The 15,323-nt window shown below is 40.6% G+C and carries 11 protein-coding genes and 1 pseudogene; 8 read left to right on the top strand and 4 right to left on the bottom strand.

The window, feature by feature from the left end; genetic code table 11:
• The 5 genes and pseudogenes from EGN73_RS17640 to EGN73_RS17620 all read left to right on the top strand — a co-directional run.
• Positions 1-582: pseudogene (locus EGN73_RS17640) on the top strand (hypothetical protein); the annotation flags it as partial.
• A gap of 91 nt (positions 583-673) precedes the next feature.
• The gene (locus EGN73_RS17635; RefSeq protein WP_219287046.1) at positions 674-1,519 is read left to right on the top strand and encodes an MbnP family protein; all 846 of its coding nucleotides are present in this window, start codon (positions 674-676) and stop codon (positions 1,517-1,519) included.
• A gap of 14 nt (positions 1,520-1,533) precedes the next feature.
• Positions 1,534-2,628, top strand: a complete 1,095-nt coding sequence (locus tag EGN73_RS17630) for a cytochrome-c peroxidase (protein ID WP_219287045.1) — start codon at positions 1,534-1,536, stop codon at positions 2,626-2,628.
• 113 nt (positions 2,629-2,741) lie between these two features.
• Entirely contained in the window at positions 2,742-3,281 is a 540-nt protein-coding gene (locus tag EGN73_RS17625; protein ID WP_219287044.1) for a DinB family protein, read from the top strand.
• A 164-nt stretch (positions 3,282-3,445) separates the two neighbouring features.
• On the top strand, positions 3,446-5,653 hold the full coding sequence (locus EGN73_RS17620) for a TonB-dependent receptor family protein (RefSeq protein ID WP_219287043.1): 2,208 nt from the start codon (positions 3,446-3,448) through the stop codon (positions 5,651-5,653).
• Between the two features lie 681 nt (positions 5,654-6,334).
• Here EGN73_RS17620 and EGN73_RS22690 read toward each other — a convergent pair.
• The 4 genes from EGN73_RS22690 to EGN73_RS22850 all read right to left on the bottom strand — a co-directional run bounded on the left by EGN73_RS22690 (position 6,335) and on the right by EGN73_RS22850 (position 9,530).
• Positions 6,335-6,460: a hypothetical protein gene (locus tag EGN73_RS22690; RefSeq protein ID WP_281422222.1), complete on the bottom strand. Its 126-nt coding sequence runs from the start codon at positions 6,458-6,460 to the stop codon at positions 6,335-6,337.
• Between the two features lie 25 nt (positions 6,461-6,485).
• A complete protein-coding gene (locus EGN73_RS17615) occupies positions 6,486-8,945 on the bottom strand; it encodes an ABC transporter permease (RefSeq protein ID WP_219287042.1) in 2,460 nt (819 codons plus the stop codon).
• Between the two features lie 217 nt (positions 8,946-9,162).
• A complete protein-coding gene (locus EGN73_RS17610; protein ID WP_343207085.1) occupies positions 9,163-9,363 on the bottom strand; it encodes a methylated-DNA--[protein]-cysteine S-methyltransferase in 201 nt (66 codons plus the stop codon).
• Positions 9,288-9,530: an Ada metal-binding domain-containing protein gene (locus EGN73_RS22850; RefSeq protein WP_219287611.1), complete on the bottom strand. Its 243-nt coding sequence runs from the start codon at positions 9,528-9,530 to the stop codon at positions 9,288-9,290. The genes EGN73_RS17610 and EGN73_RS22850 overlap by 76 nt, the downstream gene beginning before the upstream one ends.
• A gap of 323 nt (positions 9,531-9,853) precedes the next feature.
• On the opposite strand from EGN73_RS22850, the gene EGN73_RS17600 reads away from it, so the two are divergent.
• Genes EGN73_RS17600 through EGN73_RS17590 form a run of 3 tightly spaced genes read left to right on the top strand, consistent with a single transcriptional unit; the run spans position 9,854 to position 15,317 of the window.
• Positions 9,854-12,550, top strand: coding sequence for a TonB-dependent receptor (locus EGN73_RS17600; RefSeq protein ID WP_219287040.1), 2,697 nt, complete (start codon positions 9,854-9,856; stop codon positions 12,548-12,550).
• Positions 12,551-12,606: 56 nt separating this feature from the next.
• The gene (locus EGN73_RS17595) at positions 12,607-13,812 is read left to right on the top strand and encodes a DUF4876 domain-containing protein (RefSeq protein WP_219287039.1); all 1,206 of its coding nucleotides are present in this window, start codon (positions 12,607-12,609) and stop codon (positions 13,810-13,812) included.
• An 11-nt stretch (positions 13,813-13,823) separates the two neighbouring features.
• Positions 13,824-15,317 (top strand): DUF6850 family outer membrane beta-barrel protein, encoded by a 1,494-nt coding sequence (locus EGN73_RS17590; protein WP_219287038.1) that lies wholly within the window; start codon positions 13,824-13,826, stop codon positions 15,315-15,317.
• Positions 15,318-15,323 lie beyond the last annotated feature (6 nt).

Below are 15,323 nucleotides of genomic sequence, written 5' to 3'. Positions count from 1 at the left end.
AAGGGAAACCCCATGGAGTCATGGCTGCATAATCTTTGGATCGGTGCTGGCCTCAAAGCACCTCTGGCCGATTTTGAATACTCCAATACCGTTCAGTTGATCAATCCAAATTTTCAGTTGGGAAGTGGGTCTTGGGACTTCATCTCCATGGCAAACTATACCACGATGAAAAACCGCTGGGGTTTCAATGTGGAAGGGGTTTATAAATTCAACACCGCCAATGCCATTGATTACAGGTTTGGCAATCAGTACAATGTACAGGGCAGTATATTTTACAAGCCAAGAGCAGAAAAAGTAATTCCCATTCCTATGCTTGGAATATACCATGAAAAGGCCGGGATGCATACTTTTGAAGGCTTCTATCAAGTCAACAGTGGAGGACATTATACTTTTGGACAAGCCGGAATTCAGCTTCAGTTCAGCAAAATGATGCTCCATGCCAACTACCAACTCCCCATCAGCCAAAGTTTCAATAGTGATGATCATGTACATATTGAATCCAAAGGGAGGTTTTCAGTGACTATGATTGCGTTTATTGGTAAGGTTGATAAGAAAAGTGTATTCAGCTTTTCAAATGAATAAAAAAAATATAAATAAAAAATAAAATGGCAATAAATTTTGCCAAATAAATCAATAGAAAAATAGAAAATTTCAAATTTAATAACAAAAAAATATGAAAACGAATATATTAATTTCAGTCTTAATAATTCTTTTGTTATCTGCATGTGTTGAAACTCAATATGTAGAGATTGAAGGTCCAGCAGCAATTGTAGAAGGGAAAGTCAGCATTACCTTTGATGCACGCTATGGAGATGCCAATTTTGAATTGAACAAACCATTTCCTTATAAACTGAACAATGAATCAGGGGAATTTGATTTGGAATATGAATTTACCAGGTTAAGATATTGGGTAAGTAACGTAAGCTTCATTGATGTATCCGGCGAAGAGCATTTGGTTCCGAATTCTTACTACCTTATTGAGGAAAACAATGCTATACCTGTCCAGGACGGAAGTTTCAACAAAGTATATCCTGCAAACAAAAGAGAGAAAGTTGACATTGCAAATATTCCAGCAGGTGATTATAAAGCCATCAAGTTTCATATTGGTGTTGAACCAAAATACAATGATAACCTGACATTGACAGTAGGAGAATTGAATGCCTTGAATGGAATGGCTGCTGACAACTGGATGTGGTTTACAAGCTATATTTTTACATCGGTTTCAGGAAAGATGACTTGGCTAAAAGATGAACCTGAGTCGAAGAGTTTCTATTGGGAAACAGGATCTAATGATTTTTATGGTGATAAGGTATTCGAATTTGCTGAGCCGATTACTATAAATTCTACTACTTCTTCTGAAGTGATAGTCAATTTGGATGTAAAAGGTGTGGTAGATTTCGAGCTTCCATGGGTTAATACTGTCATCGGAGCCACTAGTCCAGATCTTATGGAGGAGTTGACAAACAATTACTTTAATTCCTTTGAATTGAAATCAGCTACCTCTACTTCGGGTAATTAATGTAAAATGTGAAAATGGTGGAGAAAAGTTTCCCAAAGAGATTTTTTTCATTTGTTTTGATCACAGGAGCTATATTGAGCTCCTGTGATTTTCAAATTGAAGAACCAGAACTACCTCAGCCTGGCCCGACTTTCATCAATATGAAGGTTCCAGAGGGATTCCCTACTCCGGTATTTCAAGAATCCAATCCTTTGACAAAAGAAGGGGTGGAACTGGGTAGAAGATTGTTCTACGACCCCAACATTTCGGCCAATGGAAAGGTATCATGCGCCAGTTGTCATTCACAGCATTTGGCATTCTCTGATGGTGTAGCTTTGGGCAATCACGGAGTCTCAGGTAACACGCTAGAAAGGCACTCACCAACCCTTTTCAATATGGTCTGGATGAACAATGGCTTATTTTGGGATGGAGGTTCAAAAAACCTGGAATCGCAGGCTTTCGGACCATTGACACATGCTGATGAAATGGGAATGTCTTTACAGGGTTTGGATGCTAAAATATCCTCAAACCCAGATTATGTAGAGATCTTTTTCGAAGCCTATGAAGATGGGCCAACAGTTCAAAATGTTGCTAAAGCATTGGCATTGTTTCAGAAAACACTTGTATCTGCGGGCTCCAAGTATGATCGTTATTTCAGACAGGAAGAAAATGTAAGACTGAGCAGCCTAGAATTGAAAGGATTGGAATTAGTCAGGAACAATTGCTCCCCTTGTCACTCTGGGGAACTCTTTACAGATAACCAATTCCACAACAATGGATTGGATGATGATTTTTCAGATTTATCGCATGAAAAAATATTCTTGGGAAGGTATCGAATCACCTTCAGAGATGAAGATATGGGAGCATATAAGACACCCTCTCTTAGAAATGTTGCGATCACTGCTCCCTACATGCACGACGGTCGATTTGGCAATCTGGGGCAAGTGCTCGATCACTACAGCGATGGGATCAAGGATACTCCTTATACAAGCCGGATGCTTTATAGTGAACAACCAAAGCCTGGAATTTCATTGACTTATGATGATAAAATAGCCATCATAGCATTTTTGAAAACACTGACAGATTTGGAATTTATAGAAAATCCAGAGTTTTCAAAACCTTATGAGTAGTTAGTCTTATTTTGTTGAAAAGCTTTGGGCGTATTGCTTGTTAGGTTTGGCTGTGTATATCAAAAATTCATAAAACCTGTCATTTTCTTTTACTCTTTTAAATCAAAATTTGCATGAAAAAATACTTATTGATCCTTTGCCTACTTCATAGCTTATGGAGTTGTTCAACCAAATTGGAAGATGGAAAATCAGCTTCTTTTGACCATGCGTCTGCTATCATGGAATCATTAGAAAAATCCAAAGCTTATACTTATGCTATTTTGGAACAGATGCCAGATAGCCTGTACAGCTATAGACCAACACCGGAATTAATGACATTCTCGGAACACTATGTGCACAACGCCATCTTTACCTGTAATCAATTGGCAAACCGCCTCAATCTGGAAAATCCTTACAAGGATTTCAAAAGGGATCGTGATTTCAATAAGAAAGAGACAATTGCCGAAGTGGATCGCATGTATGCCTTTATGACCCAATCATTGGAATCAATGACTTCCGAAGACTTAGAAAAAGAGATCGAGTTCGGAAAGGAAGCCATTTCTGCCTGGAGACTTTTCAATATTGTCGAAAACCATAACAATCACCACAGAGGATACTCTTTGGTATATCTTCGGATGAATGGGATTGTTCCAAAAGGTTATTTTGGGTGGTAAATGCTTCTATTTAAAAATCCGATGTGATCATTGTTAAGTCAGGATAGCAACAAATTTATCGGTGAATTCAAACTAACACTTTCTACCATAATCATGATAAATCTCAGGATGATTGAATTCCAAAGTTAATTTTAATAATATTGTCATCCTAAAATGAGAATAAAATGGATGTGTTTAGAAGTTCGGAACAAGGGATGAAATGCTTTGCAAGGTTGGTTCTTGTTTATTTGTTTTCCATCAGCAGTGCTCTCGGTCAAGTTGATAGTCTAAAAACAATAGAGTTAAAAGAAATTGGGATTTTTGGATTTAAAGAACTTCCCACAGTTGGAACTCTGTCTGACCGATCTTTTCTCATGCCCATCGGCGGTAGAAAAACAGAGGTGATTTCTATCGTTGATCTTCCTGCCAATATTGCCGAAAAGACCGGAAGACAGATTTTTGCCCAAGTTCCTGGAGCTTTTGTCTATGACATGGATGGGGCAGGCAATCAGGTTAACCTTTCTTTGAGAGGATTGGATGCCCACAGAAGCTGGGAATTCAATGTGCGCCAAAACAACATCATTACCAACACAGATATTTATGGCTATCCTGCTTCCCATTATTCCACCCCAATGGAAGCAGTGGAAAGAGTAGAACTGATCAGAGGGACAGGAGCCTTGCAATATGGACAACAGTTTGGTGGGATGCTCAATTATGTGCTCAAGTCGGCTGATACAACAAAAGTGTTTGGATTTGAAAACATGACCTCTGTCGGTTCTTTTGGTCTTTTTTCTTCTTTCAACTCACTGGGAGGAAAAACCGGGAAGTGGACATATTATGCGTACTACCAAAAAAGGATATCCAGTGGATACAGAGACAATGCCCGATCAGATTCAGATGCCCAGCATTTTTCTTTGGCCTATGCTGCAAATGCTGGTCTGAACATCAAAGCTGAACTTTCCAGAAGCACGTACCTGTATCAGATTCCGGGGCCATTAAATGATCAGATGTTTAAGGAAAACCCGAGGCAGTCCACCCGGTTCCGGAATTTTTACACCCCCGAAATATGGGTGCCTGCTGTGACAGTAGATTGGACAATAAACCCAAATACCCAACTCCAATGGGTAAGTTCCATGATTTTGGGGTCTAGAAGTTCTGTGGAATTTCCCGGTAATGCACTAGCCATTGATGACATCCGTCCCGAAACCAATGAATTTGCTCCAAGAAATGTAGCTATACATTATTACAACAGCAGAACTTCTGAAGTGAGGCTTCTGCACCAATACCAATTGGGGGGATTTAATAATGACCTGAGTGCTTCTATTAGGTATTTCAACAATATCAACGACAGGAACCAAAGGGGGCAGGGAAGTACGAACACACTATTTGATTTATCGGTACAGGGCGATTTCGAAAGGGAACTTTCCCTGCACAGCCAAAGCCTTGCTTTTGCACTGGAAAACCAAATTTACCTAAGAGATAACCTGAGCATTTCTCCTGGATTGAGGTATGAAAAAGGAAGTTCAATCATGACGGGAAGGATTGATTATCTGGAAGGAAGAGATGTTCCGCAGGAAATTCCCTACAATTTTCTGACTTTTGGGATACATGGACAATGGTTTAAGGAAAATGGTCTCCGGGTTTTTGGAGGAGTCTCACAAGCCAATAGGCCAATACTTTTTCAGGATTTGGTTCCCGGTGATCCATTTGCCCGTATTGCAGAAAACTTGGAGCATTCTTTTGGCTACAATGCAGAAATAGGGATTGAAAATAGAAAGCATCCTCTGCTCCAATACAACCTGACATTTTTCAGAACATTCGTAGGCAATCGCGTTGGGAACCTAATTGATGTTGTGGATGGTCAGACTTTTGTCACCAAAAGTAACATTGGAGATAGTAGGACAAATGGGATAGAATTGTGGCTCAACAGTGTTTTATACAACAGCCATAAGTCAAAGTTTTCCATTTTCAATGCTTCTTCTTTGATGGATGGGCAGTACGTTGCAGGAAGCATAAGAAGTGGAACAGAAAACATCTCTATTGTAGGGAACAGCATAGAATCAGTACCTGCATGGATAGTCCGTAGCGGACTGAGCCTGGAAATCGGTAAATTCAAATCGCTTTTTCAGCACCAATTTGTGAGTGAGTCCTTTGCAGATCCTTTGAATACCCTTATTCCTTCTCCCGACGGAGCTTTGGGTTTGGTACCGGAATATCATGTTTTTGATTGGAACAGTAGCTTTACCTTATCAGAGCGGTATGTGTTTAGATTAGGGATTAACAATTTATTGAACAGACAATACTTCACCAAACGACCAACCATGTATCCTGGAGCGGGTGTTTGGCCTTCGGATGGAAGAGGACTGGTGGTTTCCGTCAATTTTAAAATCTAAGCTGATTTTTGTTTGAAACACATTGTACCTTCAAATAAAATAGATTAAGTAGGGCTTGCTGAAAAAGTCTCAGGTATGCCAGATTCAAAGCGGGCGAATGAAGATGTATGCTTATACTTCGAGTGAGCCCAATGAAGAAGATGGTATGCCTGAGACTAGCCTTAAAATTTCGAATTTTGAAATTTTAAGGAGCACGGAAATCATTTATATCATTGAATAAGCGTGCACCTGCTTAAAAAGAAAATACTTGACAAACGGGGTATTCATCAAAATTTAAAGCATTTATTCTCCTGTTGGCGTTTTTCAGCACGCCCTAAGTAGGATAGATCTTTATATATCCAGCTCTCTTTTGGCATCACCGATGGTATCCTCATGGACGCATACACACCTCTTCATGGGGTATGGAATGGTCTCCCTTTCAGGCTACTCATTGATTCGGGTAGCTATAGAAATTACTGAAGCTATGCTAAAAGACTGTTTGTAGAAAAAAATATTTATGAGAATAATCCTTGGAGTTTATTTGGGTACCACTGGAAAGGTCTCAATGTTTCATTGGCAGAGATCTTTTAAGTGAAGTGTTCCATCTTTGATAAGGTATGAACTAAATCAACATTTACCCGTGCGGATTGCCCCATCAACATTGATATGCTGATAGACCATATCAATATTCCCTGCTTCACCTTACTTTCCTGAAATTTGTCCTTTGACTTTTTCCCCTCCTTCATATTCTTCACTGATCATATCGCCAATCCTGGCGATAATAAAAAGTGGTTGAAGCGGACGATTCTCCGTTTTTGCTGTTTTCAACAGCTTTGAATCTAGTAAGTCTTAACTATTCATACTTTAATAATTTTACCGGATTGACCAGGGATGCTTTGAGGATATTACCACCGATGGTTAGTGCCGAAACCAATACGATCAATCCAATAGGAAGTAAGTAAATCCACCAGGAAATTGCCGCTTTGTAAGGGTAATTTTCGAGCCATATCTCCAATACTGTTTTGATGATAGGTACAGAGATCAAGCCTGCAATTAAAATCAAAAGCAGAAAATTCTTTGAGAGTAAAACCAACAACTGAGAGGTAGACGCTCCCATGACTTTCCTTAAGCCAACTTCTTTGGTTCTCTGCTCCACTGTTAAAGTAGCAATGGCGAACAGACCTGAACAAGCAACCAGTATGGCCAGTCCGGTGAACAGGGCAAGTACAAGACCGAAGTCATGATCCGATTTGTAGTGATTTTCAAACAATTCGTCCAAGAAGAAATAATCAAAAGGGATATCGGGGAAGTTGGACATCCAGGCATTTTTTGCCATTTGGATCATCTGATTTTCTGTAAAATTGTTGGACTCTGCAAATTTAATGGTGGCATATCTAAATGGGAAAAAGGTGGGCGTGTAGGCTATCGGGTAATTCTCTTTTTTGTAGGCAGTGGCCCTTAAATCTACCACACCGATGATCTTTGCTTTGTTCTGAGCCTGGTTCCCCCAGATTACTTCCTGGCCCAATGCTTCGTCCGGACTTTCATAGCCCAGGGTTTTTATGGCCTCCATATTCAAAATCAGGGTAGATTGATTGTCTTTGCCTTCTATAAAGTTTCTTCCTGCCAGGAGATTTACAGATAGGGCAGGAATGAAGTCGAAGTCTACCCTGGTAAGGTATAGTGCGGCCAATTCTTCCTTGTTTTTCGAATGCCTGAAATGAGGAATTATGGATTGGTGTTCCTTCCCAGGGATTTCAAAAGAAGCAGTAACTGCTGCTATGCTTTCATAATTTCTTAATGAATTCCTAAAGGTATTCAGATTGTCCAAAAATACAGAATCCGATCCTGGAGGTCCAAAAGTAGCTTTTGTATTGATGACCAAAGTATTTTCAATATTCAGCCCCAGACTTTTATCTTTCATGAAACTCAGTTGCTTGTAGGCCATGGAAGAGGCTCCGATCAATGATATCGATATGACGAACTGAAAGACGACCAAACCATACCTGATTATTGAGGAAGTGTTACCGGGTACCCTGGACTGATTGCCTTTAAGTATGATTGCGGGCCTGAAGGAAGACATTATACGTGCCGGATAAATGCTGGCGGCAACACCTCCCAACATGATCATAAACAAAAGGATGGTCCAAAATCCGGCCTTGTTGAGAAATGAATTTACCAGATCAATGCCTAAAAGAGGGCTAATTATTGGATTGAAAAGGGATATCAGTAAGAATGCTGTAAGGACAGAAATAAAGTTCAATAGACAGGACTCTAGAAGAAATTGAAAGAAAATTTCTTTTTTCCCTGAACCTATAACTTTTCTGATACCTATTTCTTTGAATCTCTCGAAAGACCTTGAAGTAGATAGATTTATGAAGTTTATCCATGCAATCAACAAGACGAAAATAGCTAAAGCCAATAGTGTGAAGACAATTTTTTGATCACCGTTTGGTTTTAACTCAGCTAAAAGATTGGATTTTAAATGTATGTCAGGTAAAGGCTGAAGGGAAAGTACCGAACTGACTTGCTCATTTAACTGGCCAGATTTATATTTTTCTACCAATCCCGGAAATTTATTTTCCAATGTCCCGGGATCGGATCCCGGATGCAGCAGTAAGTAGGTGTAAAATCCATCCCAGCGCCAATTGTTTTCATCCCCACCATTGGCCTCATCGGTTACTTTCTGCCAGGCAAAAATGAAATCCATACTTACATGTGAGTTGGAGGGAAAGTCTTCAAAAACTCCGATTATTTCATGGTCCTCAACATAATTATGGCTAATGAATTTCCCTACAGCTGATTCTTCTCCAAAATACCTGCTGGCAACAGATTTGGAAATCAACACTGATTTTTCAGGTATGCTTTTGATTTCTTTTTGTCCTTCTATTATAGGTAAGGTAAATATTTTAAAAAAATCACCTTTTGCATGGTAAACTTCCTCTTCTGAAAAGCTGACTAATTCCCCCTTTTCTGTTTTGTGCCTCATGGTAATATCCGATTCGGCGCTGATTCGGAATAAGGTGGTGTAGGCTTCCACCTCAACAAATTCATTCATCATTGCTTCTCCTGTAGGAATAAAAGTCTGGGCTTTTTGATATTGTAGCTCTCCATCAAAGTACCTGTCATGCTGAACCCGGTAGATACGATCTGCATTTTCATGAAACCTGTCATAACTCAACTCATAATTGACATACTGAAAAATTATCAAGAATGAAGTCACACCGACAGTTAGGCCTAAAAAATTTATAGCACTGAAGATCTTGTGTTTTAGAAGGTTTCTACAGGCAATTTTAAAGTAACTTTTCAACATAGGACTGCGGACTAGGGTTAGGACTTTCGAAAATAATTAAACCTAAATGCATGCCAAATCTAAAGACACTCTTATGCCCTTAAACCTATTTTTTTCATAGATGTCTCATGATCTCCCGAACAAATTTGTCCGCAACCGAACATTGATGGGTTATGATGTTGCTTGTTTTAGTATATAGATTTGAATGGATTTTAAATTTTTGTAAAATAAAGTCCGTTCATTTATCCATGCCGGCCTCCAAATCCAAAAGGTATTTTTTTCGCCAGATCCCTCCTCCATAGCCTGTTAGCCTGCCATCACTCCCGATGACCCGATGACATGGAATAATTATGGATATTCTGTTCATCCCATTGGCACTGGCCACTGCACGGACAGCCATTGGGTCTCCCAACATTTCAGCCTGCTTTTTATAGGTAATCCCCTATCATTTATTTTAAGGTCAGGATTGCTTTCCATCTCCTTTAAAAGTTTTCGTATTTCCAAAGGCATAGACTTTACCGGTTCCAAGGGTTTACAGACTTTGCAGGGGCAGTATCCCTTCAGCAAACAGTCCTTACTTGAAAAAAGAAATTCTACATTTTCAATCTTTGGGTATCCACCGAAAAATTGATAAGCATTTTTTTAAAGATACCTGGATTCATCAATTTTTTGTCGGGAGCCTAAAAAATGTGGCCAAGCTAAAAGATATATTCTTGATAAAAATGCAAAAAAGTCTTCCGTAACTGGGAAAAAGATGGTTTATTTGCAACAATGTTGCATTTATAGAATTCGGTTTGATCCCTTTTCAGATACCTGGAAAATAAATTGAATTCTGGAAATATGAAAGCAACAATTATTAATGGATTCGCCTATCCTTTATGGTTACCTGTCAGCTTTACTGAAAAATACATTTTGTTATCGATTATCTCATGCTTTTATTCATCCTTGGTTTGGTTCACTGCATTAATTTACAGAACTCTTCTTCAGACCTTAAGCTATCTATTTTTGATAGCAATAATGAGCCAATAACCGGTGCTTTAATACAGATTGAGCCGGATGGGGTATTTCAGATTAGCAATATTGAAGGACAGGCAACCTTTTCCCTGCTCTCCCATGGTCAGAAAAAAATAATCATATCAATGATGGGATATGAGCGTCTCGTTACCACATTGAATGTATTTGAACCTGACATTGATCATTCATTAGTTCTTAAAGAAAGAAGCTTGGAACTCAATGAAGTTACTGTTATATCCAAGGAAAATGTTCATGGGTTGGCAACGGCATCAGTGATAGTGAGGGATGCTATAGCACATGTTCAACCCAATAGTTTAAGAGATGTACTTCAGTTGATTCCCGGTCAGTTAGCAATTAATCCAAATGTCAATACGCCACAACAGATTCTTTTACGGCAGGTTTCGACCAATGGAGCAGGTAATGCTGTTGCACAAATGGGTACTGCCATAGTGATGGACGGCAGCCCGCTGTCAAATGATGCCAATCTTCAAAACAATGTAAATATTCTCAATAGTAGTCCCAACACCGCTCCTCCATTTCAATCAGTTGCCAACCAAGGTTTTGATTTAAGACAGATCCCTGCTGATCAGATAGAATCAGTGGAAGTTTTGAGAGGGGTAGGCTCTGCAAGGCATGGAAACTTCACAGCAGGAGCAGTGATCGTGCAGACCCGAATTGGTGCTTTCAGACCAAGCCTTAACCTGAGGGCAAATCCCAATGCCCTTCAGGTATCCGGTGGTGCAGGCTTTGAATGGAGTAAATCCCATGCTTTCAGTATTGATTTGGATGCTATGGATTCCAGACCCGACCCAAGGGATGTCTTCAACAGGTTTGTTCGCCGTCAGGGAACTCTGGGACATCAATGGACAGGACTTAATGGTGATCTGATCATTAGAAACAGGGCTACTTTTGGCATCAATACTGCATCCAGGGCCATGCAGGCAGATAGGGATCCCTCTCAACGCAGTTGGGAATCTTCCGATTATATGCTTCGGTGGAACAGCCATTTTATTTTACAAAACCAAAGCTGGTTCGATAGACTGGAAGGGACAATTTCTTTGACCCAAAACCGGCAAAGGTCTTTTTTTACAGAATTTATAACTACCAGTGTCGGCCCTAGGCCCACTTTGATGGTAGACTCTACTGCTGTGGTCCCCTTCGGCCCTGCCCGTTATTTTAATATGACCACGGTGGAAGGAAACCCCTTTAACTACTATCACAGGCTGGAGCTTTTTAAAAGTGTCAAGTCTGGGGACATTTCGCATAAGTTGGTGATGGGTACAGAGTACCGATATGATGTAAATTCGGGCTTAGGCAGGCAGTTTGACCTGCAAACACCTCCAAGACAAAACTATAATGCCGGTGATAGGCCCAGAACCTTTGATGAAATTCCGGGATTGAATCAATTTTCCGCTTATGTTGAGGATCGCTTTTATTTGCGTCTTGGCCAGAATATCTGGTCCTGGCAGCTTGGCCTAAGGACTGACCATTACTTTCTTTCCGGCCCTGAACAAAGAGTCATCGGAACAGATTGGCAGCCCAGGATCCAAACCTCCTTTTCTCTTAGCCAAAACCACCGAATCCGCTTGGCCTATGGTATTCACTCCAAAATCCCAGGGCTGAACTTCTTATCCCCAGGCCCCAGATTTATTGACATGATCAACTTCAACTACTTTGCTCCCAATCCCGAAGAACGGTTGTTGGTCGTAACCACTAGAAAAATAACACCCGAAACCGAAAGGTTAACAAGTTTTAGGTCTGATAAATTTGAAGTGAGTTTGGACGGTGAACTGGGAGCCGTCAGGTATACCGTCAATGGGTTTATTGAAAATACCAAGGGTGGCCCCAGCTTTGTTCGCCAACCTTTTATTGCGCACCGGGGAGTGTTTGGTATTGTAGAAACCAGAAATGGACTGCCTCCTATAATCACTGATCAGCCAGTCCGGTATGACACTTTATTCCTGGCATACGATGCCCCTTTCAACAATAGAGGCCTGGAAAATAAGGGAATTGAGTTTGCATTGGATTTCCCCGAAATTCAATCCCTGAACACTTCCCTATCGTTCAACGGGGCTTTGATACAGACAAGAAGTTTTGTTGAAGGGAAAGAAGTCAATCCCAATTTTATTTTTCGACAGGTTAACTCACCTTTTGTCCCGTTCTTTCAGGCAGGGCAGGGCAACTCCGGTACGCAACTTAATACCTCTTTGAGATTGATCCATCACATTCCAAAAGCAGGTATAGTCATTTCTACTCTTTCACAGGTAATATGGCAGCAGAGCGACCAGCTCACAGGTTTCGATCCATTTCCTACGGCTTTGCTAAATCGAAGGGGAGAAATTTTGAGACTTTCCGAGGAAGAATCCAGACAGGAAGCGCTTATGGAATATAGAAACTTGCTGTCGGATGAACAATTGAAAACGGTCAACAGACCTCCCTTACTGTTGATTAATTTCAGAATGAACAAAGAGTTTAACCAAGGAAGGGGCTTTGCATTTTTTGTCAACAACCTGTTCAACCATAGACCATTATTTCAAGACCCAAGGACAGAAGCATTTGTACAACGGAACCTAAGCCTATTCTTTGGGGCAGAGGTTTTCTATAGACTTTAGTTTGAATTACCCAAGCGTAAATAATTAAATAATTCTAAAACAAATTAATCGATTAAATGAAAACATCAACCAGATTACTCCCACTGCTCGCCTTGTTAATCATAATGGCCTGTAATAATGAAGACGAACCAAGGCTTCAGCGCTTTGATGCTTCCTTTCAGATTTTGTTTCCTGAAGACTTCCTGGAAGAGAATGCTTCTGAAGTTGCTTTCTCACTGACCAACCTTTCTTCCGGACAGGTAATTGAGGAAACATCAGGAGCAAACGGTGAAGTGAACATCGAAAATATAGTTCCGGGGCTTTATAGGCTACAGGCTACCCGGGTCCTGAGTGAAGAAGAGGCTGCTGTCATTGTCGGTTCCCCTATAAATATAAACCTGAACTATGTAGACAATAATTTATTGCTCAATCCAACCATAGCGGCATCACCTGTACAGATCCGTTTGGAGGGATCTATTGCCGGTAATCTGGTGATCAGTCAGGTTTATTATGCAGGTTCAGCGACACCTGAAGGCTCCAATTATTTCTTTGACCAGTTCTTTGAAATCTACAACAACACCAGTGAGCCTATCATTCTGGATGGTTTGATTTTGTCCAATGTGCATGGCCCATCCGGTCAAATCAACCCAAATACCATTCCTACGCCTTTCGCTGAAGATCAATCTAATGTGTATGTCACCACGGCATGGAGAATTCCCGGAAATGGCAATACGAATGTTTTGGCACCATTTTCTGCCATCACCATAGCACAACAAGGAATCAATCACCGTGCCTCAGAGGCAAATCCAAACAGTCCCGTAGACCTTAGCCAAGCAGATTTTGAGCTATTTGTGGTAGGATCTGAACGGGATGTGGATGCACCCAATGTCACGAATATGGAAATGCTGTACCATCCTTTTAACAGTACCTTCTCTTTGGTTCCTGTATTTGGACCTGGTACAATCATTTGGAGAACTGAGGATTTTGATGCTTTAGAGCAGGTTCCCGTGCCAGGAGCAAACCCCGATTCCCCTCCCGTGGTAAAAGTTCCAAATAATTTGGTCATAGACGCGGTAGAGGCTTTAAGAAGCGAATCTGACGGAAGCTTTAAAAGGATTCCTGTGAGTTTGGATGCAGGATTTTCTTTTGTCAATGATATTTATTCTGCGGAGTCCATCATAAGAAAAACCAGAACTGTAGATGGTAACATGATCTATGAGGACACGAATAACAGTACAAACGATTTTGTGATTAATCCTGATCCATCTCCTGCTGACCGTTAAGATATGATGGTATGAAAATGATAAGCAGCATCCATGTGTTTGTAGTATTTGGAATGTGTTTTTTGCCTGGTTCATTGATGGCTAAGGGGGCAGATAGCCTGTTGCGGCAAGATGAACAAGCTAAGAAATTCCATCCTGTACAGTATTTCCTGCGTCAGGATATATTCTGGCATGCTGCTTATCCTTTTTTAATGGATCAAGAGAAGGCTGAATTTTACAGAGCTTCTCTGAATTATTCCAGTGGTGAAGGAAACCTGGTGGCTTCCTTGATGCCGGAATCTTTTAGAAACATTCACTTTTATTCCCAATCCGGAAAGCAGCTGGGAAATTGGTCTTTTCAGGGAGATTTTCAATATACAAGAGAATTAGAGCAAGTAAGGCCTTTTCTGATGCAGAGTATGGAAACTTCCCTACATCCTTATCTTTTGGCACAAGAGCAGACTTCCCCCTGGTCCGGAGATAAAGTAAGGATCAGCCTTTCCGGAAATTCCGCCCGTTACCTGCAAGAAAAACTGGGCAATTTCTTCCGTGTCAATTATCAGGTGGAAACTTTTGCAATGGATGCAGAACCAAGACCATTGTATAACAAAAACCGCTATGAAGTTCAGGTTGGGCAAAGTATTCGACCTCACCGAAGTACAGAGCTTGGAGCTGCCGCTACATTTTCAAGGAGCAATGAGGAAAATCAGATAGGGGCATTTGCTGTGCAGGAGTTTTCCCTCATTTTTATGAGAGGCTTAAACACTTTTTCCAGAAATGCATTCCAGAGTTTTACAAGAAACCAATTTATTGAAGAGTCGGCTTTTCAACTGTACGGCAGACATACTTTTGCCAACAAGACCTCGGTATTCCTTCAGTTTTCCAATGGGATACTCAGTGCAAATTTGAGGGATGGAATAGCTTTTCCTGTGGATGCCGGAAGTTCAAGGGCCGGTAAATTCTCCATGGAATCGGGTTTGTTTATTCCACTTGAACAAGGGGATTATCAACAGCATTTCTCCTGGGAAATTTTGAACGGAACAAGCATGGATCCTGTATTTGAGGCTGTCAATTTCTTGTACCGTACCCAAAGAATTGAAGGAGTCCATACTTTTAATGTTTACCGATCCAATAGCATATGGGAATTGCGCTGGGCATCTATTAAGCAGCGCGATGAGGATTTTGCAGCTGAAAGCCTCAGGAGTTTTTCGAGTTTGTATCTGCTTGCTTCTAATTCCTTTGCCCTCATTGATAGAAAGCATTTCAGTATTTTCCTAAGGCCGGGCTTGGGAGTATTTATGCCTCAACCCGGCATATTTCCGGAACTATCAGATGGCATCAGCCAAATGATGCACGGTCCGGACCGCCAATTTTACCAAAGTAATCATTTGGAGGCAAAGTTGTCCTCCTGGTTTTTACTGCGCTCACCAAAGGAGTCTGTCAAATTGGGTTTTGATTACACGCTGAAATCTCAAAATATTCAGCAATTCTCAATATTTCAACTTAATCTTTCTTTGATAATATAGCCTGTT

This window comes from Arthrospiribacter ruber, assembly GCF_019343195.1.
GTDB classification, from domain to species: domain Bacteria; phylum Bacteroidota; class Bacteroidia; order Cytophagales; family Cyclobacteriaceae; genus Arthrospiribacter; species Arthrospiribacter ruber.
Note: the sequence above shows the minus strand (reverse complement) of the source record. Positions and strands in the feature narration are given on the sequence as shown.